Source organism: Thiorhodospira sibirica ATCC 700588 (assembly GCF_000227725.2).
In the GTDB taxonomy this organism is placed as follows: domain Bacteria; phylum Pseudomonadota; class Gammaproteobacteria; order Ectothiorhodospirales; family Ectothiorhodospiraceae; genus Thiorhodospira; species Thiorhodospira sibirica.
This window is the reverse complement of the sequence record NZ_MU255056.1, coordinates 817,563-841,817: the sequence shown is the minus strand read 5'-3', so window position 1 is coordinate 841,817 and position 24,255 is coordinate 817,563. Positions and strand designations below refer to the sequence as shown.

The window sequence follows — 24,255 nt, the reverse complement described above, 5'->3', positions numbered from 1 at the left end:
CGCAATATATATAACTATTAAGGAGAAACCCATGCCCACGAAAAAAACCACCCCGAGCAGCACCAGCAAGCCCGCTGCCAAAGCCCCTGCCAGCAAGGCTGCGACTAAAGCCCCTGCCAGCGCTGCCGCAGCCAAGCCCGCTAAAGCGGCCAAAACCGCCAGCTCTGGCGCCCGTCAACTGGCTAAAACCGCCGCTAAAACGGTCGCGAAAAAAGCTACCAAAACCGCCAGCCAGGCCATTAAAGACCTCACCAAACCGGCAGCAAAAGCGACCCCGGCCAAACGTACAGCGCGTACCACCGCTGCGGCTACCGGTGCCGCCGTGGCTGGGGCGGTCGCGGCCAAGCGCCCGGCCAGCGCCCTTCGCACCGAGGAAAGCAGCAGCGTCTATCAGCTCAAGATCACCTTGCTAGACACTGATCCTGCAATCTGGCGGCGGGTGCAGGTCAAAAGCGATATCCATCTGGGGCAACTGCATGAAATCATTCAGACGGTCATGGGCTGGGAATTCAGCCACCTGCACGCCTACCGTCCGGCGCATAACCATCTGGGGGTTTTCCCGGATGAGACTTACCTCATCACCGATCTGAGCATGATGGGCGATGAAGACGAAACCAATCTGGATGAAACCGGCTTCCGGCTTGAGCAGGTCTTACAAAACCCCAAGGAATATATCGTCTATGAATATGACTTTGGCGATAGCTGGGAACATGAAATTCGGCTTGAAAAAATCCTGCCCCCAAATACCGCCCTCGCCGCGCCAAGCTGTCTGGAAGGCGAAGGCGCCTGCCCACCCGAAGACATCGGCGGCGTTTGGGGCTATTACGAGGTCCTGGCGGCTCTGGCCGACAAAGATCACCCGGAACACGCTGAAATGATGGAATATTATGGTAAAATGAACCTGGATCAGCAGCGTTTTGGCGCAGAAGAAATCGCCCTGGTCAACACCGAACTGAGCGCCCGTTTTGCTGCGGACGACTAAACGCGCTTTTTTACAACAACCACAGCAATACAAGGTCTTGCGCGATGCCAAAACCACGCGATAAAGCGCTGCGGCAAGGCCGCCAAAGACGCATCATTAGCGCGAGCGCGCTGCTTGTCGTGTTGCTGCTGGTGGCGGGATTTTTTGCCGGGCCACGGGTGGATATCTCCTGGAATATCCAGCCGCTGGCCCTGCCTGATGATCTTGAGGTCTATCTGGCACAGCAGGAGGCCGCGTTGACCGATCTCCGCCCAGACTTGGCCAAAACCATCGTCTGGGCCGAGCCAGCCAGCCCTGCGGTAACCCCTGTCGCTTTGGTCTATCTGCATGGGTTTAGCGCCAGTCACCGGGAGCTGTATCCACTGCCCCAACGGCTGGCCCAAGACCTCGGCGCCAATCTTTATCTGGCACGCCTCACCGGCCACGGACGCAGCGGTGCGGCGATGGCTGAGGCACAACTCAGCCACTGGATGCAGGATGTACACGAGGCCATCAGCATCGGCCAGCGGCTGGGCGAACGGGTTGTTGTGCTTGCCAACTCCACCGGTGCCACGCTGGCCACCCTCTACGCGGCCACGCATTCGCCCAAAGACCTTCAGGCACTGCTCCTGCTCTCCCCCAATTTTGCGGCCAAAGACCCCCGGGCGCAGATGCTCACCTGGCCCTGGGCCTATCATTTCGTCCCCTGGATCACCGGGCCGGACTATTACTTCACGCCCTACAACGCCGCCCATGCCCGCGACTGGACCACCCGCTTTCCCAGTACTGCGCTACTGCCGATGGGCGCGGCCGTCAAGGCGGTGCGTCAAGCACCGCTGGAGACCCTGCGCATTCCCACCCTGATGCTCTATCATCCACAGGATCAAGTGGTTGCCGCCCGCGCCAGCGAAACCACCTTCATGCGCCTGGGCGCCACGCCCAAAGCCCTGTTTGCCGTGGCCCAAAGCGACGACCCCGGCAATCACCTGCTGGCGGGTGATGCCCTCTCACCCCGTACCACCGACGCCGTACTGGCGATACTGCATCTGTTTTTAACGCTCGACTTTTAGGGCTTTGTCTGTTGCCACGCCGCCCGCATCCGCGCCAGATACACGGTGCGCAGGCTGTCATTCGCTATCGTAAACGCGGTGCTATAGGCCGCGATCAGGGGAGGCAGTTGTTCTGCCAGATCAGGGGGATTTTCTTGCAATAGGGTCTCAATGCGGGCGGCCTCACCGGCCAGTGAAGCGGCGGCTAAGTTAGCCGCCAGTTCCTTGATACCGTGGCTGAATGTGAGCGCCTGCGCCCACTCACCCTGTGTCAGATGTTGTTCCAGTTGCCCCTGTTTTTGCTGCCAGGCAGGGGCCGTTTCAGCCAGAATCTCATAATACCGCTCAAGCCTTCCATCAAAGCGGCGCTTTGCATCCTGCAGATCAAGGCCCGGCAAGCTTTCCGGCAGAATATCTGAAAGCGGCGTTTGCGGATGCGCTGCATATTGCCCTGTATCCGCTGAAGCGATATCCGTTGTTGTCGGTTTAATCCAGCGCTGCAACACCGTCACCAGCTGCTGAAAATCCACCGGTTTGGCGATATGATCATTCATCCCGGCGGCAATGCATTGTTTTCGCTCCTCGCTCATGGCATAGGCGGTCATGGCGATAATCGGAACCCCCGCCATGTCCGCCTGTGCCCGCAGCCGCTGACAGCACGCATAGCCACTCATCCCCGGCATTTGAATATCCATCAGAATCGCATCAATGCGCCCTGCCTGCGCCAGCATCTGTGTCGCCCGATCGAGCGCCTGTACGCCATGCTCCGCCACCACCGGCTCAATCCCGAGCGTGGCGAGCATGCCGCAGGCAATCTGCTGATTCATCGGCTGATCCTCCACCAGCAACACCTGCGCCCCGCGCAACATGGCCAACTTCGCCTCATCCAGCGCATCCGCATCCGCCAAGGTCACCACGCCGGGCGCCTCGCTGGACACATGACGCGCAAGCGATAACACAAAGGAAAAACAGCTCCCCCGCCCCGGCTGACTGTCCACCTCCAGGCGCGAACCCATCGCCCCCAGCAAGCGCTGGCAAATACTCAAACCCAGCCCGGTGCCACCATACTGGCGTGTGGTCGAGGCATCCACCTGGGTAAAGGGATCAAACAACAGCGCCAGCTTATCCGCAGGAATCCCAATCCCGGTATCACTTACCGCAAAGCGCACGTTCAGCCGCTCGGCACTGGCCGGGGCCTGCACGGCAATGCTGAGGCACACCTCCCCCTGGCGGGTAAATTTAATCGCATTACTCAATAAATTGAGCAAAATCTGGCGCAGGCGCAGCGGATCGCCGCAATAATCCTGCAAGGCCTCGGGGTCTATGCACTGCTGTAGCGGCAGATTTTTTTGCTCCGCCAGACACAGCATCTGCCCCATCACCTCCTGCACTACCGCATCCAGGGCAAAGGGGATATGCTCAAGGGCAAGATGCCCGGCCTCAATCTTGGAAAAATCCAGCACATCATTGATGATCGCCAGCAAATTCTTGGCGGCGCTGTCGATTTTCTCCAGATATTCGCGCTGCTGTGACGTGAGTTCGGTGCGCAAGGCCAGCCAGTTCATCCCGATAATGGCATTCATCGGTGTGCGGATTTCATGACTGATCGTGGCCAGAAAAGCGCTTTTCGCCTGATTGGCCTGTTCGGCTTTGACTGCCAGTGCCTCCGCCTGAGCCGTTGCCTGGCGCAGCGCCTCTTCGGCCTGCTTGCGCTCGGTAATATCAATGCAGGTCGCCAATACCATCGGCTTCCCATCAATCTGGATCGGGCTTAAATACACCATCTCCCAGATTTTTCGACCGTCTTGCGTTTTATTCAACCACTCAATACATTGCGGCCCTTCACGATGCGCCTTGTGAATTAAGGCCAAGGCATCCGCAAAAGAATACGGCGCCGTCGTCAGCCATTGCTTATGCGCATAAAAAGCCTCAAAGGAGACATAACCATAACCCTGATATGCGGCCGCATTGGCATTGAGCAACTCGCCGCTGTGGGCATCATGCAGCATAATCGCCACCGGCGAATCATGAAACAGGGTTTTAAACTGCTGCTCACTCGCTCGCAAAAGCGCCTCAGCGGTTTTACGCAGACTGATGTCCGCCTGGGTACCACACATCCACACAGGCGTGCCGGCCTCGTCGCAGCGGGCAATCTCGCCTTGCACATGAACCCACAGCCAATGTCCGCCTTGATGGCGAATGCGTAACTCGCCGTCACATGTCGCCAGCTCACCCCGCAGATGCCGCTGCAAATGCGCGTAGAACTGGCCCGCATCCTCGGGATGTAACCAGCTCAACCAGTCCTGCAATGTCAGCAATTCCTGCTCCGACAGCGCCCGCCCGAGCATCACCAGCCATTGCGCATTGACCTGCAAATGGTGGCTATCAATCTCCCACTCCCAGGTGCCCACACGGGTCGCCTGAATAATGCTTTCAAGGCGCTGGCGTTCCTGTGCCAAGGTATGCAACTCATTCACCTTCTGGGTGGTATCGGTGGCAATCAACAAGCGCACATAGCGCTGGTTGTGCCAGCGAATCAAACGCCCGCGACACGCATACCAATGCTGATTGTGCAGGCTTTGCATCTCCCACTGCTGCATCCCGCCATCCGGGGCATTGAAGGAGGCCAACATCGCAGGGCCTTGAGTACAAAACTCACAGCTAAGGCCCTCCCGATCCCCGAACAAACGCCGCGCATGAGCATTGACCAGCAAAATGCGCCCTTTCGCCGGATCACAGACATACACCAGCGCATCCAGGCTATCAAAGATAACCCCCAGACGCCGCTCCATTTCCAGCGGACGAATAATCGTGCGCGTCGCCCACAACATCGGCAAGCCGGTTAATAAAAAGACGCTGACCCCAATCCCCACGGACAGGACAAAAAGATTGCGCAACTCGCGTTCAAGATCTTCCAGATAAATATCCACCCCGATCAGATAACGCCGCCCATCCTCTAGATCCACCGGCAAAAAAATGGAGCGAAACTCACCATAGCGATCACCGTATTTCAGATAACGGGTCTGGCCATCGGCAAAGCTTTGATACACTTCTGGCGGCGCTGTATCATAATGCTGAAAAAACACATCATGCGTTCCTTTTGCCCACTCATTTTCCGTTGCTGAACTGGCGGTTGTCACCACCCGACCATCAAACAGCATATAGGTATAGATATACGCAAAACCCGCCTGATCGGCATAGCGCGACAGCCTGTGCATTCCTGTGAGAAATTTCTCCGGGGAAACAGAATCCGGCCCCGTAATCTGCGCATGATACCCCGGCGGCACCAACTCAAGCATCGCCTGCGCCGCCGCCTGCAACTGCTTGTCATAACCCTGGATCAGGCTATAACGCAAACTCTGATGCGCCGCCAAGGCAAATAAAAGGGCCGTCAACGCCCCGATGGACAACAAGGAAATCAACAAACGCCGCTTGATATGCATCCCTAAATTCCCTTCCTAAAAATCGAAGTTTGGTGAACATTATATTTTTATGTATTCATATCCTAAAAAGAACATACTTTTAGCCAAAAATCAAGGAAGTACTGCTCAGAGATAAAAGAGAAATGCCGGGGCGGGGCTCGGCGCTGGGAGCGCGGAGCCACGGCTCCGCATAAAAAAAGATTCCCCTGCTTTTCAAGGAGGGGTGGCGCGTAGCGCCGGGGTGGTTATGTGTAAAAAAAACCTTAGCCCCTCCCCGCCTGCGGCGAGACTCCCCCTTAACAGGGGGAGAGTCTTTAACAGCGGCCAAGCGGGTGCTGTGCGCTCTCGACGGCGCTACGCGCCATCAGCGGGTGAGGTTGGCAAAGATCATCGGCAGGCGTTCGGGCAGGCGGTTGACGTGATCGACGACGGTGAAGCCATTGACGCCGAAGATGCGCCCGACATATTCATCGGCGTGGGGGTCAAGGGTCAGGCAATAGCTCATGATGCCGTCGCGGGCCAGCTCTTCAACGGCTTTTTTGGTGTCATAACGCAGGTATTGCGGGTCTTTGACATCAATGTCTGCCGGTTCGCCATCCGAGACCAGTAATAGCAGCTTTTTTTGCTGTGGCTGGGCTTTGAGCAGGCTCGCGGCATGACGAAACGCCCCGCCCATGCGCGTGGACAGGCCACCGCGCATCCCCGCCAGGCGCGCTTTTACCTTGTCGTCATAGGGCATATTGAAGTCTTTGAAGCGGTAGTATTGCACCTCGTGACGGCTGTCGGAGGCAAAGCCGTGAATCGCAAAGGGGTCGCCGATGGCATCGACGGCGTAGGCCAGCAAGGCGGTGGCCTCGCGAGTGAGTTCGATGACGGTGCGTTCACTGCCGCCGAGGGCTTCGTTGGTTGATTCGGATAAGTCCAGCAGCAGCAATACCGCCAGATCGCGTAATTTGCGCTGGTAGCGGATGTTGATGCGGTTGTCGGGGGTGCTGCCCAGGCGCAGATCGACCATGGCATGAATGGCGGCGTTGATGTCGATTTCATCGCCGTCTTCCTGGCGGCGCTGGCGCACGATGCCTTCCGGGATCAGCGCGTCGATGATGTGGCGCAAGCGGCTGGCGACGGGTTTGTTGTCTTGCAGGATGCGGTCAATCTGGGCCGCATCCGCGCTGTCCTGCCGCTTTTCTATCACAGTGACCCAATCGGGCCGGTAGAGCTGTACCTGGTAATCCCACTCCTGATAATGCGCCGGTTCGCTGACGGGCTCCTTGCCTTCCATCTGGTTGTAGCTGATACCCTCGTCTTCATAGGGAAACAGCTCGGTTTGCAGTACCCATATCTCCTGGGCATCATCGCCAGCCAGTTCGCAGTCGATTTCGTTGACCATTTCCATGACATTGACGTATTTGCGCACCTGGCGTTGACTGGCGGGGAGGTATTCAAAATCTTCCCAGGCGTGTTCGTCAAACTCCCAGATGATGCGGTTGTCATCGCGGTAGATGATCCCCATGCCTTGTTCGATCAGGCGCAGTGAGGGCACTTTGAAGTGGCTGCGCAGGTGGTGATGCAAGGCTACCCCCAGATCCCAGCTATGTTGCACCGCCCAAGGATCAAGCGCCATGCGCTGATGAAAATCCTGCGCCAGTTGCATTATGCCGCTGTCTGTATCTTGATATTCGGTATCCAGTAATGCCAGGGCGAGACGCTCCAGCCAGGCCACCAGGTCTTTGACGCTGGCGGTGTCGGGGGCGGCGCCAGAATCTGCATTGGGGTGTGCATGAAACCCGCGCCAGAGTTGTTTGAGGCCGGGAAATTCGGCAATGGCGAGGCATTCTACCCGCGCATCTTCAAACAGGCCGATGCAAAACATTTGCAGGGGGTTCAGGCTTTCGGCAGACAGGGGCGCACGGGTGTACATCAGATGCGCCGCTGCATGGGCGCTGGCGGCGCGGTAGATTTCGCTGCCTTTGATTTGCTCATAGTCATCAAAGGCATCCGGCAGGTAGATCATCAGGCCGTCGATGTAGGCCCGTTGGGCGGCGGGGTTTTCATAGTCCACAGCCATCGGGCGCAGAAAGAAATCCCGGCCCCACAGGGCGCGCAGATAGAAATTTAAGCGCCGATGGGTATCAATGAACAAGGTGCCGCGCCGTTCCTGCTGCAAGACTTTCTGGCTGTCGGCGGATTGCAGGGAAAAATAGGCAATCATCTGCTCAAAGTCACGCGCATGGGCCTGCGCGCCCCATAATGCCCAGCGCCGCAGCCCGCTTAGGGTGAGCTGGGAGAGCAGCAGATCCAGATGTCCCAGCATCGGCCGCAGGCCGCGCGGGGCCTTGGCCGAGAGTTGATGCAGCAGCTGCAGGTACTGGCGCAACAGCTCGGCATCGCCCAGCCGCCGGGCGGCTGTGGGCAGGGTGTCAAACATCAGCCGGATGACCTCGCCACTGACCATGGAGGCCAGTTTCATCGCTTCGCTGATGCAATCTATGATGATGTCCTCACCGACCTCCTTGACCACCAGCGGCATCTCTTCCATGTAGGTCAAGGGAAGTTCCTTGCCACGTCCCAGACTGGTCAACGCCTTGGCCCCTTCGAGGTAATTGTGCAGGCCCTGCGGACTCATCACGCGGGTGGCCTCGCGGTAACAGGCCTCAAAGACCTCGGTGACTTCTGGAACCTCACCGGCGATGGCCTGCTTGTAGTCTTGAAGATCGATCATGACAGATTTACCCCCGCAGACTAAAAGTAAGTGGCAACCGCAGCATCCAGCGTATCGCGCATATCCGGATCATCGGTAATCGGACGCACCAGCGTCATGGCGCACGCCGTCTTGGGATCAATACCCTTGGCAATCAGGTGTCCGGCATAGACCAGCAAGCGGGTGGAAATCCCTTCATCCAGCCCATGGCCCTTGAGGTTGCGCGCCCGCTGGGCAATCTGCACCAGTTTATCAGCGACGGCCGGTTCTACGCCCGCCTCATGCGCCACCACGGCGGCTTCAACCCGCGCCTCTGGATAGGTGAAATCCAGCGCACCGAAACGCTGCTTGGTGGATTGCTTGAGGTCCTTCATCAGGGATTGATAGCCGGGGTTATAGGAAATCACCAGCAGAAAATCAGGATGCGCGGTCACCAGCTCGCCTTTTTTCTCCAAGGGCAGGACGCGGCGATGGTCGGTCAACGGATGAATCACGACGGTGGTGTCCTGGCGCGCCTCAACCACTTCATCGAGATAGCAGATGGCGCCAATGCGGGCGGCAATGGTCAGTGGGCCGTCCTGCCAGCGGGTGCCGTTGGCATCCAGCAAAAAGCGCCCGACCAGATCAGAGGCGGTCATGTCTTCATTACAGGCCACCGTGACCAAGGGGCGCTTGAGTGTCCAGGCCATGTATTCCACAAAGCGCGATTTGCCGCAGCCGGTCGGGCCTTTGAGCATCACCGGCATACGCGCCTCATACGCCGCTTTAAACAGCGCTACCTCGTTGCTGACTTCGTGATAATAGGGCTGGGTTTTGATTTCGTATTGCGCGTGATCAATCTGCATCGCTGTTTCGTGCGCGTGAGCACGACCTCCAAAAGCTGATGGAAAAGGCGGCTTGCCTGAGTGTCATCTATGTGTGCAAAAAAAACCCCTGACCAGCATCGGACAGGGGTTTTTTGCACAAGGCCCTGATCCGACAGGAATCAGACGCTGATGGGACCTCGATAGATCACCATCGCGGTGCCTTGTGACTGGGTGTAATTATCATAGCCAATCAGGCGCACATGATGGTTGGGATTGGCCTTGTGACAGGCCTCTGCCTCGCTGAGGATGCGGTCAACATCGGTTTCACCAAACATCGGCAGCTTCCACATATACCAGTAATGATCAAAGGCATGTTCCGGCTCGGTGTGCTCAATCGCCGGATTCCAGCCTTTTTTCACAATGTATTCCACCTGCTTTCTCATCTGCTCTGGAGTCATCTCCGGCAGATAGGAAAAGGTTTCAAACTTGCGGCTGGCCGGATCGGACAAACGGGACGAATAGTCTTGCACTTCACTCATGAATAACTCTCCAGAATAGGTCTGATAGATTCAGTTGACACATCACATAAAGCCGCTGTCACCAAATTACCCGCCATGCTTGGCAGCATCACGCGGGTAAGCGGCGAAAGCCTGGGCTACTTATGCGCGATATCCAGCTTGTCAACGGTATCGAACTCGAACTTGATCTCTTTCCAGGTTTCCATGGCAATCTTGAGTTCAGGGCTTGATTTGGCAGCTTCAATCAGCACTTCCTTGCCAGCCTTTTCAATTTCCACCCCTTCGTTACGGGCACGGACACAGGCCTCAAGCGCCACCCGGTTGGCTGCAGCACCGGCAGCATTGCCCCAGGGATGACCGATGGTGCCGCCACCGAACTGCAATACCGCATCATCACCGAAGATATTCACCAGCGCGGGCATGTGCCAGACATGGATACCGCCGGAGGCGACCGGCATCACCGGCGCCATCTGGCCCCAGTCCTGATCAAAGAAAATGCCACGCGAACGGTCTTCCTTGGTGTAACGCTCACGCATCATGTTGACCCAGCCGATGGTGGCCTCACGGTCGCCTTCCAGCTTGCCAACCACTGTACCTGAGTGCAGGTGATCCCCGCCCATCAGGCGCAACAGCTTGGTCAATACGCGGAAGTTGATGCCGTGTTTGGGGTTGCGGTCGATAACACCGTGCAAGGCGCGGTGAACGTGCAATAACATGCCATTCTTGCGACACCACTTGGACAAGCTCTGATGCGCGGCCCAGCCGGTGGTTAGGTAGTCGTTCATGATGATCGGGGTGCCGATTTCCTTGGCAAATTCAGCGCGCTCGTACATGTCTTCCATGGTGGCGGCGGTGACGTTCAGGTAATGGCCCTTGCGCTCGCCGGTTTCCATCTCAGCCTTTTCGATGGCTTCCTGACAGAACATGAAGCGGTCACGCCAGCGCATGAAGGGCTGCGAGTTGACGTTTTCATCGTCTTTAGTGAAGTCCAGGCCACCGCGCAGGCATTCATATACCGCACGGCCATAGTTTTTGGCAGAAAGACCCAATTTGGGCTTGATGGTGCAGCCGAGCAGGGGGCGGCCATATTTGTTGAGTTTGTCGCGTTCAACATAAATGCCGTGCGGTGGCCCTGGGCAGGTGGTCACAAACCACAGCGGGAAACGCACATCTTCCAGTCTTAAGGTACGCACGGCCTTAAAGCCAAACACGTTACCGCACAAAGACGTAAAGACGTTGACCACCGAGCCTTCTTCAAACAGACCCATCGGGTAAGCGATAAAGGCATAGAACGCCTCATCATCACCGGGCACGTCTTCAATTGCATAGGCCCGGCCCTTGTAGTAATAAAGATCCGTCAGCAGGTCAGTCCATACCGTCGTCCACGTCGCGGTGGAGGATTCAGCGGCGACCGCTGCAGCCGCTTCTTCACGCGGCACACCAGGCTGTGGAACAATCTTAAACACCGCCAGGATGTCAGAGTCCTTGGGCGTATAGGTCGGCTCCCAGTACGTTTCACGATATTCCTTTACACCTGCTTGATAGGTCTTAACGGCCATTCGATTCCTCCCGCTTCGGGTTGTATTTTTTAGGTTAAACGGCTAAGTACAGCGATTTCGCAGGCTTGTGTGAGTTCTCAGGCTAGCGAAATTGGGTTGAGTATAGCAAGAAGTTCCATAAATAAAATTAAAAAAATATAATCAATTCCATAATTTTTTCTTATGATGCTAACACTAAGCATCCCAAGGATCTAAAAGCCCATGTCTTTCAAGATTGTAATTCCTGCCCGCTATGCCTCTTCACGCCTGCCGGGCAAGCCCTTAATTGAGCTTGCCGGTAAAACCCTGCTGGCGCATGTGTATCAGCAGGCGCAGCGTTGCGGTGCCGATGAGGTGATCATTGCCACAGAAGATGTGCGCATTGCAGAACATGCCAAGCTGCTTGGGGCGGTGGTGTGTATGACCGAGGCCAGCCACGCCTCGGGTACAGATCGGGTGGCGGAGGTGGCGCAGTATTATGCTTGGGACGAGGCCACCGTGGTGGTCAATCTGCAAGGAGATGAGCCGTTAATGCCGCCGGAGGCGGTGCGTCAGGTCGCTCAGGCCTTGCTTACGCACACACAGGCCGATATGGCCACGCTCTGCACCCCGCTGCACAGCACGGCACAGTGGCATGATCCGAATGTGGTCAAGGTGGTGCGCGATGCACACGACTACGCCTTATATTTCAGCCGGGCACCGATTCCCTGCGCCCGCGATTCCCAAAGCCTTGAACCCGACGGCCTGCCGGTGGGGGCGCTGCGCCATATCGGTCTGTATGCCTATCGCGTCGGCTATCTGACGCGCTTTAGCGCCCTGCCTGCCTGTGCGCTGGAAACCATTGAATGCCTGGAGCAACTGCGCGCCCTGCACGACGGCGCACGGATTTATATCCCCAACGCCTGCGCCATTCCCGGCCCCGGCGTGGACGTACCCGCAGATATTGACCGTGTCCGCGCCATACTCACCAGCGCATAGCATCGTTCTGAGAGAGTGATGCTATCGTGGAACAGGCCACACGCCAAGGCATGCTGATCGTCATTCCCCCGCACCAGACACCGCACGGTGTCTCGGGTCTATGATGCCCAGCTTTATCGGTTAGCATGATGAGGCAAAAGTCAGCAGACGGCATAGTCTGCCAAAGGTTCACTGTAATGGGTGAGACACGGTGAAGGCCCGAACCTCTGGCAACAAGAGAGACCCGCGTTTCTCAATGGACGTCATGCGCCTGACTGGGTGAAACGGCCTTGGCGATGTGTTGGGTAACCTGCGTTGAAGTTCACCCTGTTTGCAGGGTCCTTTGAACTCCGGAGAAAACGCCCTGTGCGAACCCGCATACGGGGTGTTGTGGAGGCCGGGGGAGAGAAAACCCCGGCTACCCGATTATACGACATTCAACAACGTATCGACTATTGGCTTGAATAAAGACTTTGAGTTTTTTGCGCTGGAAATATGCGCACCCTGTGTGTCAACCTAAGTCTGAGCCAACTGATTTGAGATAACATACAAATCAGGGCATCCAGGAGAATAGAAATGCCAAAACCAGTCACCCGCGTTAATCCCAAGGTGGAGCCTCATCCCGCGCTGGAAAAACGTGGACGCCGTTCTTTCAGTGCTGAATACAAGTTATCCATCATTCAGCAAGCCGATGCCTGTAAGCAGAGTGAGTTAGGTCAGCGGCTACGCCGTAAAAAACGCTATTCCAATCAACTGGCTCAATGACGTCGAGAACTAGCCAAGCAGGGTGTCGACGGCCTGAAAAAATCAGCTCCTGGCCCTGCGTCCAAGAAAACCGCTGAACAAAAACGCATCGAACAGCTGGAAAAAGAGAGCGAATTCGCAAGCAAATCGAAGTCAAAGACGGCTGCCTGACACTCCAAAAAAAAGCCTTGGCGCTACTGGAAGCCTTCGAAGAGAACGCGTCATGAGCCTGGTGCTGGAGGGGCGTTTACCTGCGGATATTTCTGAACGTGAAGCCTGTCATGCGCTGGATCTTTGTCGCAACAGCCTGCGTGCCGCCCGTGATCGTTATCACTTTTGCGGCCCGGTTAGTCCCCATCGACGCAAGCGCAAAGACATTCAGCAACCTCGCGCCCTGAGTGCAGATGCAGATCAGGCGATCATTGAAAAAGGAGTCAACTTCCCGACCCTGCAACGGGTGATAGAAAAGGCAATTTAATTTTTGAGCTGGCTCAACGGAGGTTGACATGTTCCGCGACCAGCCGAGTGCAACTCGGCGATCCAGCAACCGGGGCACCGAGTTTTACCCGGCCATCCAGCAACCGGGGCACCGAGTTTTACCCGGCCATCACGGAGCGTCGGTGTATAGTCGGTGGTTTTACATCCATATCCCGGTTACCCGACCAGCCGAGTGTAACTCGGCGATCCATTATACATTGAGGTATGCTACTTCCAGAGGGCTGGCTATAATAATGTAAACAATAGCCCGTGCGCTAATCAATTCGCAAACAGCGTTGCAAAAGACTGCTGCGTTTTAATAAAAGATCGTGAATTTGCAATAAATCTGTTACGTTTTAATTGCATTTTTTATGGGCAATCAGATAGCTGTAGTAGAAAATATTTAGATTTAAGTGAAATGAAGTCAAAGCAGACAGTAATAATGCCAGAAATCCAGTTATAAATAGCATTAAAGCATAAGCATACCCATGCTCGCCTGAACCAAAAAGCGCTATATTTACCAGCAAAATGACAGCCCATAAAAACAATAGCAAAGACAAGGAACGGAAAAAGATTCGCCCACTGTGCGCATGTTCTACTTTGGAGTAAACAGACTCATGGTAAACTTCAAGAAGATGTAATAGTTTATTACTATATTTATTAAAAATTTTATATTTGTTTTGTGTGCTGACATCTATTTTCAATCGTTTGCATGTATTTTTAATTAAATTATCGAGCAATTCAAAATAAAAATCTTCTTTTGTGTCTTTTAGCGGCCACCCTTTTGTTTTATAAAATAATGACTGCAAAGAATAAATAACAAGCGTATCATATAAAAAATAGCTCAATGCATTGAAGGCAAGCCCTAATGGAGTCGCCAGTAAAAACAGAAAAATCCCGAGCAGGACTTGCTCCATCTGTCCCAGGTTCTGCAATAAATCAGCATTCTTAAATATTACCAAAAGAGTAATAATAAAAATTATTCCAGGTGCCGTGTCTGTCAAAAAAAGACGATACAACAATTTAATGGAATTTTTTGAAACTTCAATATCGTTACGTTGAATCATGATTGCACGCTGTTTGGGCAGAGCCTTTGTCAGTGTCAACAAAAAGGCTGGAACAGATAACTATGCGCTATCAGCAGGTTAAATTTTTTCTGTCTTGCGGCTTTGGGTGCTACCGCTATTTGAGTAGATGATTCCAGGGTTTGGCTAAAAGCATTGCATAAACCTAGGTCATATAGGCTTTCATTTACTCATCGCTGGCGAAAATCACTTGCCGATTATTTCCGCGCCGGATGAGGTGCTCAGGAAGTCCAGTCAGAGACACTCTGGGTTTTCTTCGCATGACATCAGGTTTCGCGCACTTGCTTACTTAAGACTTCTCACTACTATAGCACTTAATTTGGATTTTCCCCATTTTATTCAGAAAAGTAACTGCCGTCTTGGCCAGTGATGACAGTGATGAAGGCTTTTTTTCATAGAAATGACCTAAATTACTTTTTGTGGTGCAGGTGGGTCAAAGTCTCCTCAAGGTTAAATTGACGAGCTTGTTCTGCCAGTTTCTGAATGCTGTACCCTGATTCTGCATTCATCGTTGCCTTGATCGCCCAAAGCTCCTGCAAGAGAGGATCGTTGCGGCCACGGCGCGCTGTATTGTGGTTGCCAGAAACGGGGGGGGTTGCGTCATATCGGTAGCGAATGTCATGGCAGGGTCTCCAGAAGTTCTTCGGGGTCGCCAAAACTGGCGGTGGATAACCCAGTTGCTGAATCGCCAATTGCAAACGAAACTTTGCAACAAGACCAACCAGATGCGCAAAGTTCCAGGTAGCGATAAAATCGACCTGGGAAAGGGTTGCCAATGCAATATGCAGAGCATTCCCCGGCTCTGTGGGCGGCACGGCACCGGTTGAAACAAGCCTCTCGGCAAGTGCTTCACACTTTGCATCAATCGGCAACAGGGGCAGCGGCTGGCAAATGGCAAGTCGCCTCATGGCGGCCTCAGGATCACCGGCAGCAACCTCCTTGAGCACGAGTTGCGATGAAAACGCAGAAAACTTCCCACTGCGGCTTTCCCACCATTCGCGTGTTGCTTCCTGCCGCGCAGCCACAATCAGGTCGCGGCTCGGGTGAGACGTCAGCCCGCGGCTACTCAGGGGGAGGGGTCCCACTCGGGGCCGGTGCCACCCACTCCTCTGCCAGAGCAAAGCTAAATCGAGTAGTTACACACAGCCCACTGCGTCCCTTAAATATTACCCTCAGCACCTGGCTGGGCTCCACCTGGTTGGCCTTGTAGGAGTAGAAGCTATCCTTGACCAGCCACTCGCCATGCACCACCAGCGCCTGCTCCAGATAGGTTAGAAGCTCAGCGTGCTTGCTTGCCCACTCGGGGGCGTGCTCGCGGCAATAGTAGGCAAACAGCACCAGCTGTTCGGCACGCAGCGCCGTGGCATGGTCGTGCCAGATAAACTCAAACGGGTAGCTCGTATCCGTTTCCAGGTAAGTATCCAGCCATGACTGAATCGCCTCCCGAGAAAAATCCAGCACTGCCTCATCGCCAGAGGCGCGGTGGTAGGCCATCAGATAAGACAGAAACGACAGCCAGTTGAGCCGCCACTGCCAGCTTCGGTTGTTGAGCGGGTCTTGCTCCCAGTCACCCCACCCAGAAAACGGGATGGCCTTGAAGGGAGCCAGCTCCAACTGCTGATTGACGACCAGCTTCTCGCCCAGCGCTTTGTTGCCCGAATGATTCGAGAGCTGCTGCAGTTTCTTCTGGACGCAGCGCTCTAGCTCTGCAGCCCCCATTTTCTTTAAATTCATAACAACTCAAGCTGTCCAGTAACGATAAAAAGTAGCAGGCATCAGGCTAGCTCGGAAAGCGACGCCACACTCTTGATTTTCTGTTGATTGACCCACGCTTCCCAGCGTTCAACCTCACTCCAGCCACTCACAAACACGAAGTCCAACCCAGCGGCGCTGGCGGCTTGATAGTCGTACTTGCTATCCCCCAGAAACAGCGCCGGCTGCTGGATGTTACCAGAGGCCAGCTCTCGCGCCAGAATCTCATCCTTGGTGTCAGGGCTACCGAAGATGCCGCCGTCAAACCACTCCGCAATGCCGCGTTGGGCAAATACATCGCGCAGTTCGGCTTGGTCACCGCCGGAGACAATCAGCCAGCGGGCATTGGGGGTCTGCTGTCGCAGCGCTTCCAGGTCGGGGCCCTGCTGCTCGGTGTAATTAAATGCGATGTTAGGTGCGATCTGCTCCAGGAAATGAGCAAATTTCTTGTAGCGCGACACCCCACCGTTGGCGACGTGGTAATTAACCATGGCCTGGGCGGCGGCTTTCCCGTAAGGCAAGGTGGCCTGGTAGAAGGCCTTGGTCTTGACCTTGTTGGAGTCGAGGACGACGCTGTCGCAGTCGAAGACAAGGCATTGATATTGGCTACAACTGTTCACCTGCTACCTCGCTGACTCTATTTACTATTTCTTTAACTATGGCAGAAACATTTTCATCTTGACTGAAGCCACAGTTCTTCACTGGTACCTTATACGGCTCCAGCTAACCTTTAAAACAGGTCTCAGAAAGGGCATAAGAGAACGCCAACAGGTCTTTATCTGAAATAAGACCACCCTCTATAATAAGCTCAACAGCACTATCCAAGTCAGCTTTTGAGCCAACCTTAAAGACGCCTTTTGCTGCTTCAATGATTGTGTAACCAAAAAAATAGCAGGCCTCTTAGAACAAAAAGCTTCCCATGTGACCGTACCTGTCAATGTTGCAACGGCGCGAGACGATCGCGTTAAAGTTAACGTATCAGCCCCTCTATATATTAGCTTTATTTTTGGATGCTGGGCTAACTCCTCGTAGAAACTCACCATCCTGTGAAATCCGCCCTGCTTAGGAAACTCCTTAACGTAGACAAACCAATCATAAGGAATACGTTCTGCCAGCAACAAAGCAGCGAGTGACTGATCTTGAAATATGCCTCCCAAGGGCTGGCTAGTGGCCTCAGGCTGAATATGAAAAGGAAAATATATAAAACTCTTTTTCAAATTTGGCTGAACACTTATTGAGTCATAAACAGACTGCAAGAAAGCAGAGCTTTTTTTCATTCGCCCCACTTCTTCATCAGTCCGCTTCTCTGTCGGTAGATAGGAAATCCCGCCCCAGCGCTTATTACTTTTTTTATTAAAATTATTAGAGTACTCACTGGACTGCGCTATTAAACTTGTAAGCTTTGCCGGACTGTAAAGGCTTTTCTCCTTTCGATCAAAAACACTTTTCCAGGAAGAAACAATCTGTTCAGCCACCTCACAGTCAACTTCCGCTGCTGAATAAAACTCCTTTTGACGACTGACCATCTCATTCACGCGATGCTCCCCCAAACTATCGCAGGAATACAGATAGAAAAAATTATCTGTTATTATCGGCGTCCTGTAGAAATAAAAAACCGGCACACCAAGGACTTTACACAAGCCATAGATTAAAATGTCGTACATCAAGTGGGGCACATTAGACATAAAAACAAAGTCATAGTCGCGCCTCACTATCTGTGCATAAAAATATTTTACAGAATATTTATAAAATTCGTAACGCGTACGGTACTCTTCAGCTTGATGGCTTCACTCTAGGCGATCCACTTGCTTGTAAAACTCTATCTCATAAGCTGCCATTCCCTCCCAAGCATATGGCTCTACCTCTGTCAACGCTCGCACCTCTTGAAAACCAAATGCGCCATTTCTAAACTTCGCCTTAGAAATAAATTCTTGATCAACCCCTTCAAGCTTCACTTTATTGCCAAGAACATCTAAGGCTTCGAAGTTAATAGCCTGCGCCGTATGCGTGATAATGTCACGCCCGTCATCTCCGTATAAGTCAACAAAAAGTGATTTTAGTATCTATATTTCTCTCACCATCCGCTTCAAGGCCTCCTCGACTTTTTCTACATCCTCAGGCACATCCACCGCCAGGCTACCGGGCTGGGTTTCTACCATGCGGATGGTCTTGCCCAGCTCTAGGAAGCGCAGGATCTCGATATCCTCGGCGTGCTCCAGTTCGCTCTTGCGGCCGAAAGCGCGGAACGCGGCAAGCTCCTCAAGGGTGAAGGCGTAGATGCAGACCTGCTTCTTGTAGCGTTTGGGAGCGCACTTGGCGTCCTTGAAGCCCGGCAGGGCCACCCACGACATGTAGACCAGCTCGTCGCGCTCGTTGGTGATCACCTTGGGGATGTTGACGCTGTGCGGGTCTTCGTTATCGCCCACCCAGCTAACGCCATTGATGATGGCGTCCATATAGGCCAGCTTGGCGTCGCGCACCTTCAGGATATCGGCCGGGTCGGCCAGCGGTTCATCACCCTGGACGTTGATGTAGATATCCGCCTCGACCTGCTCGGCGGCCTGAGCCAAGCGGTCGGTGCCGGTCAGGGCATCATCGGTGGTCATGACCGACTGAAAGCCGGCAGCTTCGACCACTTCGACGATACGCCTGTCTTCGGTGGCGACATAAACGTTCTCAGCCCCGACGGCACGAGCGGAGAGCTCGGCGACCCACAGGATCATCGGCTTGCCCAACAGGGGCACCAGCGGTTTGCCCGGATAGCGGCTGGAGCCATAACGGGCGGGAATCATGACCACACTACGCATAGCGGCCTCTTGTTCGTCATGTTGAAAGGAAACGCTCAATGACAATGAACCTGCAAGCGGCTCAGAGCGCGTATACCGACTCGCTGTGCAGCCCGTAGCGGGTGGGGGTAATCGCCGTGATCGGCAGCGCCCCCTCGGCCTCCTGGTACTGCTCCAGCAGCTGGTGCATCTCGCCGCTGCGCGGGTCGTCGGCGCCGTAGCCGTCGAAACCGGCCATCAGGATGCGAGAGGCCTGGCCGCTGGTGGCCACCGCCAGGGCATAGCCCACCACCAGGGAAGTCGGCAGGATGCAGTGCTCTGCCTCGAAGGCGAAGCTATCGGCCTGGACGTTGAGCCCGAAGTCCAGCACCTGCTTCTCGCCCAGCGAGTTGCGCACATCCGCCGGCAGCATAGAGTACGGGGTGATCAGCGGCTGAGGCAGGCGCGTGTGAGCGTCGCAGTCCGCCAGCAGACGCACTGGGTGACAGGCCACCCGAAGGTCAATCAGCTCGGCATCAATAGCGCTCTGTGTATTCAAAGCAAGTACTAGCGGTTTATTGGCGCGAATATAGCGCTCCAGCGCTTCACGATGACGCGCCACGCCCGGCCCGGTACCCAGCAGCAGCACCTCGCGCCCGGCAAAGCGCTCCTTGGGTAACCACTGGCCTGTAGGTTCGCCACGGTAGAAGTGACGCGCCACATCCAGGGTGTTGAGGCTGAACTTCTTGCCGCCCTCCACCCGCAGGTGCTCGATCACCGCCAGCACGTCTTCCTCACTGTAGCGGGAGTCACTGAGCATCTCCTGGATATAGGTGGGGTGAATACCGTACTTGCCCGCCAGGTAGTAATAGGGGTTGGTGCCCCAACCGTAGTGGGCCTGCATGGGCTTGAAGTGCTTGCGCAGCAGCACCATCAGCGGCACCATATTGACCGATTTGCCACGCCGCTCGGCGATCTCGATGGCCAGCTCCTTCGGTGCGGGCATTACCCGGCCCGCGGCCCATGCCGGTGACGGTGGAATCGACCCAGGTCACGCCCTCGTCCAGCGCCCGCAGAGTATTGGAGAGCGCCAGGCCCAGGTTGTCGTGGGTATGGATACCCATGGGGCCTTTCCACTCGCTGCGGAACCACTGGATGATCTGCGCCGCCTGATCCGGGCTCATGCTGCCCATGCTGTCGGCGAAGTAGAGCGCATCCATCGGGTAGGCCTTGGCCAAGCGGGCGAGCGCCTTCACTTCTTCCTCGGTGCGATCCGCCACCTGCATCAGGTTGAAGCCGACCTGATAGCCACGCTCCTTCAGCCAGGTGACTGCCGGTAGCGCCTTCTCGAACTCATGCACGTGGCAAGCAATACGCACCAGATCCACCGGTGAATCCGCTGCCGCGTTGGGGAACAGCCGCTCCAACGCTTCCTGCTGGGGCACTTCACCCACCAGCTCGTTGCCGTTGACCATCACCCCCACGGTCAAACCCGCGGGAATGGTCAAGCTGCGGATAAACTCATCGGTGGTGAAGGCGCAGGCGCCCTGAAAGCCCTGGTTCTTCAGGGTCCGGAAGCCCAGCTCCACCACATCCACCCTGGCGGCCTGCATGGCTTCGAGGTATTTGTGAATCAGTTCGGGAGAGAAGTCCCAGGCGTTGTAGTAGCCACCGTCGCGGAATGTACAGTCAACAAATACAGAAACATCTCTCAACAAAAAACTCTTCACTTAATGACCTCAACTAACGCATTTTTAACTTCCGGAAAATCTTTCGCCTTAATTCTAGACATAACCCTTACGACATAGTCAGGATTCCATCGATCCCTTCTAAATCTCACATTGTCGATCCATTCCACACCTGCCTGTATGCACTCAAGAGTTAAAGCAGCCTTGCTTATATCTCCGATGTGTGAGGAAAGCACCCTAGCATCCGACTCAATGCTACGAACAGTCTCGGAAAATAAAGACAGAGACTTTATAGGCAATTCTCTTTGTTCTTGATAAAGCTAACTTGAATAAAGGGAGTACGAAAGCATCAAATGAGTAGAAAACGTATTGAGTGAATAAGACGGTTTTAATGAAGAAAATCTAAAAAAATAGAAGAATCATTCAAGATATTCTCAACCACTATTTCTCGACCTTTATTGAAAAACAAATCATAGTGCCAGCCCGAATTTATAACAGATAAATAGAGCTGATACGGATCTTCTCTCACACCTTTTTTGACCAGCACCTATTCAGGCATTTCAAGAAAAACATCCCTTAGCTCACTTAGCACAAGAGATCTATCAACAGGCGCTTACTCCTCCCCTTCCATAAGCTCCAGTGACTTATATAAGTACACAGAGTAGGTGGATGCCTTGACCTCAATCGGCAAACCATCCGAGCTGAGAATCTCTCTACATATTTCTTTAACTTCTCTAGATCCCAAAGATCTTTTGGAATAAAATATATACTTCTTATATAGGTCAATAGGATGCATTACTGACCTCCAGTAAAACTTCAGAAAGCAGTGGATTAATCACTTTTACAGGCAAGGAGTTCTCACAACTCCCTTATACATAGGATATAGGCACGCTACCAACAGCGAAGTCTGGAAAAACATCCTCATCAACCTTCTCGCCTAAAAGGGAAAAGACATTACAACATCAATCATTCCGTTACTTAAAACGAGACTTTTAGGCGATTCTAAAGCCACGTAAAACTCTTTATGGAAATTAAATATACTGTAAACCACTGACCTATCATCACACCCAATACAACTATCGATTACAGCCAACTTCCCAGTCTGATATTGTAAATTTCTCGAAAACTTAAAAAAATCACTTCCACATTTCAGACCCAGCTCAGCCATCACCTTTAGCCTATCATTTTCTATATGTGCCTCAGAAAAAATGCTGCCTCTAACTATATTTTTACTACTCCAGCCCCAATTATCAAAATTTAATGTATTATGAGACAAAGAGGATAACACCCTCTTTCGCAGATCATCGTTGGAATTCTTATACTTACCGGGATCTACTAATATATCAAACCCCTTTTCACCCCAAATCACAGAAAGGTTATCCCAATGCTTGTGAACATTGCTGTTATATGAGTTTGTCCTGCACGAATAAGACTCTAACTTTTTATATACAGTATATCCTGACTCGCGCCATAGGCTCTTTTCGCATGAACATGCTGAAGATACAGGCCCTGGAGGCTCTTGATTATCAGTATCTCCAAAGGGTATTTCTCTTCCGTCAGGCAAGTAAAGATTTTGGGCGACTTTTTCAGCACCTTCAATATACTCATCTAAAACATTTAGCGAATCATAAAGCCCCGTCTTTCTATAGCCCTTAAGCGATTTTAACACCAGGTGATGGTAATGTGGCGAATGCTCTTTATGAACATATTTTTTATCGAACTGGTTTTTAATTATCTTCTCAAAGCAAGAGTGCGCATAACTAAGTACGTTTTTTTCATACACGGGCCTAAGTGCTCTGCTAAACACCTAAGCCCATGAACTGCATACAATCCATGGTTGTGATTTAGTCTGATAAAGCCTTTCTTTCTAAGCACCCTTACATGTGCTTGGATCATTTCATCAAACCATACCGGCTTTTTTATCCCCGAAGCCTTAATCTCTTGTGCCAGCTGGTGTATTTTCTCAGCTCTTATGCCCGTCGCCATATCGTGCCATGTATAGAAACCGGGAATTGATTTTGCAGATGACCACCAGTCTCCAAACCAGTCAATCAGTGAAAGAAAATACTCCTCATTTCCAGTCTCTCTGTATGCAGAATGATAGATCATCAAGTAGCGCAATGTTTGCAGCTGAAAACACCATTTGGAGTCATCATAAGGATCAACCCGCCAGTCAAATGGCTTCGACATTCGGTAGGGAGGAATGTCCGGACGCTTTACGGGGAAAAAACCAACTGCTTCAAATTCTTCTACTTTTTTAACTGCACTTATTTACTTGCCCCAATTATATCACCCCAGCTCTCCGCCACACTTTTCGAAGAATTATTTTCCAACACCTCAAACCTATTGCCTCCTAACGGAGTAGCCTTTTCACCGCTGAGAGCGCTTCACTTAGTTTTTTTATAACAAATCTTTCACCCCATATCTCCGCCGCCCCATCCCAGTCCCAGATGATCGGCATCGCGCCGGTCAGCATTCCTTCGCCAATGGCCATATAGAAGGATTCAAAGTCTGACGGCGAGAGAATAAAGCCCACCATGGTGAACCAGTCGTTGACGTCGTCACCGGGGGGGGTCAAACAGCACTTTATGCCGCAACTTAGGATTGCTGTTGATGCGCTCGGAGACGTTGCGATAGTAGGCCAGCTCGTCCTCGCGCTTGAGCAGCCAGCCGTAGTCCAGCGTTCACCCGCAGACAGTAGTGATCGTCCTCTTCCAGCAGGTCAAGGGCACGGTCTAGACGCTTGCGAGCCGGGGCCACACCGATGATGCCCAAGGTGTAGCGGGCATCTCCCGTCTTCTTCTTGGGCGTGAACTTGCTCTCGTCCAGCAGGTTGGGGATTACCGAGGTCTTCTCGAAGGGAAAGCCGAAGGCTTTCTGCCCTTCCCGCCGGATAAACTCGCTGACGTAGCTGATATGGTCGATATTGTCCCAGTTCGACTCGGCCACGTAGGGCAGCTCGCGCTCCTGCAAGTGAAAACGCGCCACCAATCGCTGGTGGGGCTGCTTGTTATGCGAATACCACTTAAGGTTGCCAAGGCACCATTCGCAGAAGATCACATCGGCCTGCTCCAGCAGGGCACGGCTCTTCGCTTCATCAGTTTGCGCGGGAAACCCCGGCCGCAAGGCCAAGGAGGGATAGCGCAGCACGCAAAGCGTGCTCCTGTTTCCGACGCCTCCTCTTTGGTAGCTTGCTCTCTTTATACATGGATGCTATCTTTATTTTAACCGCCGGGCTGGCGGGGTTAGTCTGTGGAGAAACTGTAAGTCCGGTGTCTCTTTGAGGCATTTGGCAGGTCTCGGCGAAGCAGAAAATCCTGATCGTGAGGTTAGGAATCCCCGTCCTTTAGGGCGGGGAGGATGTCAAGGTGCAGCATACCACCCTGTTAGCCCAAAGCAGTAATGTCCCCTTCGTCCAATTCTAAAATGTCCCCTTTATATTTAAGCGGGAGGGGCACGCATGACGAAGGAGCACATTACGATGAGTCACAAAGAAATTGACCGACTAGAGATGATTCAGGCGGTGGCGAACAAGCATCTGCGGCAGGCCGAGGCGGCCCAGCGCCTGGGGTTGAGCGTGCGCCAGGTCAAGCGCCTGGTTCGCCGCTATCGTGAGCATGGGGCGACAGGGCTACGCAGTGGCCACCGTGGCCGACGTCCCAATAACGCCATTGCCGAGACAGTACGCCAGGAGGTGCTCGCCTTGGTCAAGACGCACTACACCGACTTTGGCCCCACCCTGGCCTGCGAAAAGCTGGCCGAGCGCCATGGTCATCATCTCTCGGTCGAGAC

Annotated in this window: 22 protein-coding genes; 6 read left to right on the top strand and 16 right to left on the bottom strand. The window is 53.7% G+C overall.

The genetic code is table 11. The features are described 5' to 3' along the window. Window positions 1–31 precede the first annotated feature (31 nt). Together THISIDRAFT_RS04040 and THISIDRAFT_RS04035 are read left to right on the top strand one after the other, a co-directional pair. Window positions 32–982, top strand: a complete 951-nt coding sequence (locus THISIDRAFT_RS04040; protein WP_006787642.1) for a plasmid pRiA4b ORF-3 family protein — start codon at window positions 32–34, stop codon at window positions 980–982. A 44-nt stretch (window positions 983–1,026) separates the two neighbouring features. Next, entirely contained in the window at window positions 1,027–2,031 is a 1,005-nt protein-coding gene (locus THISIDRAFT_RS04035; RefSeq protein WP_006787641.1) for an alpha/beta hydrolase, read from the top strand. Here the strand turns inward: THISIDRAFT_RS04035 and THISIDRAFT_RS04030 are convergent. The 5 genes from THISIDRAFT_RS04030 to THISIDRAFT_RS04010 form a co-directional block, all read right to left on the bottom strand. Beyond that, on the bottom strand, window positions 2,028–5,453 hold the full coding sequence (locus THISIDRAFT_RS04030) for a PAS domain S-box protein (protein ID WP_006787640.1): 3,426 nt from the start codon (window positions 5,451–5,453) through the stop codon (window positions 2,028–2,030). The two genes, THISIDRAFT_RS04035 and THISIDRAFT_RS04030, sit on opposite strands and share 4 nt — an antisense overlap. Before the next feature lie 343 nt (window positions 5,454–5,796). Continuing rightward, a complete protein-coding gene (locus THISIDRAFT_RS04025; protein ID WP_006787639.1) occupies window positions 5,797–8,154 on the bottom strand; it encodes a nitric oxide reductase activation protein NorD in 2,358 nt (785 codons plus the stop codon). A gap of 20 nt (window positions 8,155–8,174) precedes the next feature. Then, window positions 8,175–8,978 (bottom strand): CbbQ/NirQ/NorQ/GpvN family protein, encoded by an 804-nt coding sequence (locus tag THISIDRAFT_RS04020; protein WP_006787638.1) that lies wholly within the window; start codon window positions 8,976–8,978, stop codon window positions 8,175–8,177. A 140-nt stretch (window positions 8,979–9,118) separates the two neighbouring features. Then, entirely contained in the window at window positions 9,119–9,478 is a 360-nt protein-coding gene (locus tag THISIDRAFT_RS04015) for a ribulose bisphosphate carboxylase small subunit (RefSeq protein WP_006787637.1), read from the bottom strand. 116 nt (window positions 9,479–9,594) lie between these two features. Further along, entirely contained in the window at window positions 9,595–11,016 is a 1,422-nt protein-coding gene (locus tag THISIDRAFT_RS04010; protein WP_006787636.1) for a form I ribulose bisphosphate carboxylase large subunit, read from the bottom strand. Window positions 11,017–11,217: 201 nt separating this feature from the next. On the opposite strand from THISIDRAFT_RS04010, the gene kdsB reads away from it, so the two are divergent. The 3 genes from kdsB (at window position 11,218) to THISIDRAFT_RS03995 (ending at window position 13,174) form a co-directional block, all read left to right on the top strand. Then, window positions 11,218–11,973, top strand: coding sequence for a 3-deoxy-manno-octulosonate cytidylyltransferase (gene kdsB, locus THISIDRAFT_RS04005; RefSeq protein ID WP_006787635.1), 756 nt, complete (start codon window positions 11,218–11,220; stop codon window positions 11,971–11,973). Window positions 11,974–12,528: 555 nt separating this feature from the next. After that, window positions 12,529–12,717 carry a hypothetical protein gene (locus THISIDRAFT_RS04000; RefSeq protein WP_006787634.1) on the top strand — a complete coding sequence of 63 codons (189 nt, stop codon included), beginning with the start codon at window positions 12,529–12,531 and terminating at the stop codon, window positions 12,715–12,717. 202 nt (window positions 12,718–12,919) lie between these two features. Continuing rightward, on the top strand, window positions 12,920–13,174 hold the full coding sequence (locus THISIDRAFT_RS03995; protein WP_006787633.1) for a hypothetical protein: 255 nt from the start codon (window positions 12,920–12,922) through the stop codon (window positions 13,172–13,174). A 355-nt stretch (window positions 13,175–13,529) separates the two neighbouring features. On the opposite strand, the gene THISIDRAFT_RS03990 is transcribed toward THISIDRAFT_RS03995, so the two are convergent. The 11 genes from THISIDRAFT_RS03990 to THISIDRAFT_RS03940 form a co-directional block, all read right to left on the bottom strand. After that, window positions 13,530–14,240: a hypothetical protein gene (locus THISIDRAFT_RS03990; RefSeq protein ID WP_006787632.1), complete on the bottom strand. Its 711-nt coding sequence runs from the start codon at window positions 14,238–14,240 to the stop codon at window positions 13,530–13,532. A 428-nt stretch (window positions 14,241–14,668) separates the two neighbouring features. Continuing rightward, on the bottom strand, window positions 14,669–15,283 hold the full coding sequence (locus tag THISIDRAFT_RS03985; RefSeq protein ID WP_174269472.1) for a type II toxin-antitoxin system VapC family toxin: 615 nt from the start codon (window positions 15,281–15,283) through the stop codon (window positions 14,669–14,671). Between the two features lie 37 nt (window positions 15,284–15,320). After that, window positions 15,321–15,992 (bottom strand): alginate lyase family protein, encoded by a 672-nt coding sequence (locus THISIDRAFT_RS03980; RefSeq protein ID WP_006787630.1) that lies wholly within the window; start codon window positions 15,990–15,992, stop codon window positions 15,321–15,323. 41 nt (window positions 15,993–16,033) lie between these two features. Beyond that, a complete protein-coding gene (locus THISIDRAFT_RS03975) occupies window positions 16,034–16,630 on the bottom strand; it encodes an HAD family hydrolase (RefSeq protein ID WP_006787629.1) in 597 nt (198 codons plus the stop codon). A gap of 177 nt (window positions 16,631–16,807) precedes the next feature. Next, window positions 16,808–17,674 (bottom strand): hypothetical protein, encoded by an 867-nt coding sequence (locus tag THISIDRAFT_RS03970; RefSeq protein ID WP_006787628.1) that lies wholly within the window; start codon window positions 17,672–17,674, stop codon window positions 16,808–16,810. A 399-nt stretch (window positions 17,675–18,073) separates the two neighbouring features. Further along, window positions 18,074–18,817 (bottom strand): 3-deoxy-manno-octulosonate cytidylyltransferase, encoded by a 744-nt coding sequence (locus tag THISIDRAFT_RS03965; protein ID WP_006787627.1) that lies wholly within the window; start codon window positions 18,815–18,817, stop codon window positions 18,074–18,076. Window positions 18,818–19,584: 767 nt separating this feature from the next. Then, window positions 19,585–20,505 carry an aldolase catalytic domain-containing protein gene (locus tag THISIDRAFT_RS03960; RefSeq protein ID WP_006787625.1) on the bottom strand — a complete coding sequence of 307 codons (921 nt, stop codon included), beginning with the start codon at window positions 20,503–20,505 and terminating at the stop codon, window positions 19,585–19,587. 895 nt (window positions 20,506–21,400) lie between these two features. Further along, window positions 21,401–22,246 carry a heparinase II/III domain-containing protein gene (locus tag THISIDRAFT_RS03955; RefSeq protein ID WP_006787623.1) on the bottom strand — a complete coding sequence of 282 codons (846 nt, stop codon included), beginning with the start codon at window positions 22,244–22,246 and terminating at the stop codon, window positions 21,401–21,403. After that, window positions 22,195–22,668: a heparinase II/III family protein gene (locus tag THISIDRAFT_RS15295; RefSeq protein ID WP_472910297.1), complete on the bottom strand. Its 474-nt coding sequence runs from the start codon at window positions 22,666–22,668 to the stop codon at window positions 22,195–22,197. The genes THISIDRAFT_RS03955 and THISIDRAFT_RS15295 overlap by 52 nt, the downstream gene beginning before the upstream one ends. 148 nt (window positions 22,669–22,816) lie before the next feature. After that, window positions 22,817–23,041, bottom strand: coding sequence for a hypothetical protein (locus tag THISIDRAFT_RS03945; RefSeq protein WP_006787622.1), 225 nt, complete (start codon window positions 23,039–23,041; stop codon window positions 22,817–22,819). A 20-nt stretch (window positions 23,042–23,061) separates the two neighbouring features. Then, a complete protein-coding gene (locus THISIDRAFT_RS03940) occupies window positions 23,062–23,613 on the bottom strand; it encodes a glycosyltransferase family protein (RefSeq protein WP_006787621.1) in 552 nt (183 codons plus the stop codon). 331 nt (window positions 23,614–23,944) lie between these two features. Here THISIDRAFT_RS03940 and THISIDRAFT_RS03935 point away from each other — a divergent pair. Next, window positions 23,945–24,255: helix-turn-helix domain-containing protein (locus THISIDRAFT_RS03935; protein ID WP_246585320.1), on the top strand; the 311-nt coding region annotated here is incomplete at its 3' end.

Coding starts and splice junctions, on each gene's coding strand:
- THISIDRAFT_RS04040 (WP_006787642.1), top strand. CDS start 32: ATGCCCACGAAAAAAACCACCCCGAGCAGCACCAGCAAGCCCGCTGCC.
- THISIDRAFT_RS04035 (WP_006787641.1), top strand. CDS start 1,027: ATGCCAAAACCACGCGATAAAGCGCTGCGGCAAGGCCGCCAAAGACGC.
- THISIDRAFT_RS04030 (WP_006787640.1), bottom strand. CDS start 5,453: ATGCATATCAAGCGGCGTTTGTTGATTTCCTTGTTGTCCATCGGGGCG.
- THISIDRAFT_RS04025 (WP_006787639.1), bottom strand. CDS start 8,154: ATGATCGATCTTCAAGACTACAAGCAGGCCATCGCCGGTGAGGTTCCA.
- THISIDRAFT_RS04020 (WP_006787638.1), bottom strand. CDS start 8,978: ATGCAGATTGATCACGCGCAATACGAAATCAAAACCCAGCCCTATTAT.
- THISIDRAFT_RS04015 (WP_006787637.1), bottom strand. CDS start 9,478: ATGAGTGAAGTGCAAGACTATTCGTCCCGTTTGTCCGATCCGGCCAGC.
- THISIDRAFT_RS04010 (WP_006787636.1), bottom strand. CDS start 11,016: ATGGCCGTTAAGACCTATCAAGCAGGTGTAAAGGAATATCGTGAAACG.
- kdsB (WP_006787635.1), top strand. CDS start 11,218: ATGTCTTTCAAGATTGTAATTCCTGCCCGCTATGCCTCTTCACGCCTG.
- THISIDRAFT_RS04000 (WP_006787634.1), top strand. CDS start 12,529: ATGCCAAAACCAGTCACCCGCGTTAATCCCAAGGTGGAGCCTCATCCC.
- THISIDRAFT_RS03995 (WP_006787633.1), top strand. CDS start 12,920: ATGAGCCTGGTGCTGGAGGGGCGTTTACCTGCGGATATTTCTGAACGT.
- THISIDRAFT_RS03990 (WP_006787632.1), bottom strand. CDS start 14,240: ATGATTCAACGTAACGATATTGAAGTTTCAAAAAATTCCATTAAATTG.
- THISIDRAFT_RS03980 (WP_006787630.1), bottom strand. CDS start 15,992: ATGAATTTAAAGAAAATGGGGGCTGCAGAGCTAGAGCGCTGCGTCCAG.
- THISIDRAFT_RS03970 (WP_006787628.1), bottom strand. CDS start 17,674: ATGTACGACATTTTAATCTATGGCTTGTGTAAAGTCCTTGGTGTGCCG.
- THISIDRAFT_RS03965 (WP_006787627.1), bottom strand. CDS start 18,817: ATGCGTAGTGTGGTCATGATTCCCGCCCGTTATGGCTCCAGCCGCTAT.